This window comes from Stutzerimonas sp. LR2, assembly GCF_055755175.1.
Map to the genome: position 1 here is coordinate 1 of NZ_JBVTRR010000019.1, position 1,673 is coordinate 1,673.

Consider the following 1,673-nt stretch of genomic DNA (forward strand, 5'->3'; position numbering starts at 1 on the left):
ACCGTAAACAACTTCGTAAAGTGCCGCCATCAGCGCCAACAGGGTTTATCCCTGAAAGCTGGCGAAAACTGGTGCTCACGCCTTCAGGCATCGACCGCAAGTACTACGAGTTTTGCGTACTGAATGAACTCAAGGGTGCATTACATTCCGGTGATATCTGGGTAAAAGGATCGCGCCGCTACAAAAATTTTGATGATTATCTCATCCCGACTGCTGAGTTTGAGAAATCCCGACATAATGACCAGTTACAGTTGGCCGTTCAGACCGATAGCCAGGCATACCTTCAGGCCCGTATGACTCTTCTTGCATCTCGGCTGGAAGAAGTTAACGCGATGGCGCTTGCCGGTGATTTGCCCGATGTAGATATCTCAGATAAAGGCGTCAAAATCACTCCACTGGAGAACAGCGTTCCTTCAGGTGTTTCGCCCTTTGCAGATTTGGTCTATGGCATGCTTCCCCATCCGAAAATTACGGAGATACTGGAAGAAGTTGATAGCTGGACGGGATTTACGCGTCACTTCGCGCACCTCAAAAATAATAACGTCAGACCAAAAGACGGAAGACTGTTGCTGACCACCATTCTGGCTGACGGCATCAACCTTGGGCTGACAAAAATGGCGGAATCCTGCCCTGGGGCCACAAGATCGTCACTCGAAGGTATTCAGGCATGGTACATCAGGGATGAAACTTATTCAGCGGCACTGGCCGAGCTGGTCAACGCACAGAAAGAGCGGCCTCTGGCCGCATTCTGGGGCGACGGGACAACATCGTCGTCAGACGGGCAGAACTTTCGGGTAGGCAGTCACGGACGTTATGCCGGTCAGGTCAATCTTAAATATGGTCAGGAGCCGGGCGTGCAGATTTATACGCATATCTCAGACCAATACAGCCCGTTCTACGCCAAAGTGATCAGCCGGGTGCGCGACTCAACCCACGTGCTTGATGGCCTGCTGTACCATGAAAGCGATCTGGAAATTACCGAGCATTACACCGATACCGCAGGCTTCACTGAACATGTTTTCGCCCTGATGCACCTGCTGGGATTCGCTTTTGCGCCAAGGATCCGTGATCTTCATGACAAGCGGCTGTTTATTCATGGAAAGGCCGAGCGCTATCCGGGGCTTCAGTCTGTCATATCAACAACCTGCCTGAATATCAAAGACATTGAGTCGCACTGGGATGAGGTATTGCGCCTGGCAACCTCGATTAAGCAGGGGACAGTCACCGCATCACTGATGATGAAAAAGTTAGCCAGTTACCCAAAACAGAATGGACTTGCCAAAGCGCTGAGAGAGATTGGCCGCATCGAACGGACACTATTTATGCTGGACTGGTTCCGTGATCCCGGTCTGCGCCGACGCGTGCAGGCGGGGCTGAATAAGGGTGAGGCCCGTAATGCCCTTGCGCGAGCGGTCTTTTTGCACCGTCTGGGTGAAATAAGGGATCGTGGGCTGGAGAATCAGAGTTATCGCGCCAGCGGGCTGACATTACTGACAGCAGCGATCACGTTGTGGAACACGGTATATATAGAAAGAGCTATTGAGTCACTAAAACGAAAGGGTATCCCGATAAATGAGCAACTGGTCTCTCATCTTTCTCCCCTGGGCTGGGAACATATCAATCTGAGTGGAGATTACGTCTGGCGTAATAATCTTAAGCTGGGATCCGGAAAA

1 protein-coding gene is annotated in these 1,673 nt (G+C 51.3%); it reads left to right on the top strand.

Features of this window, described 5'->3' with window-relative positions; all coding sequences use genetic code 11:
- The coding region (locus ACVRRC_RS21665; RefSeq protein WP_472997532.1) for a Tn3 family transposase at positions 1-1,673 on the top strand (1,673 nt) is incomplete at both ends.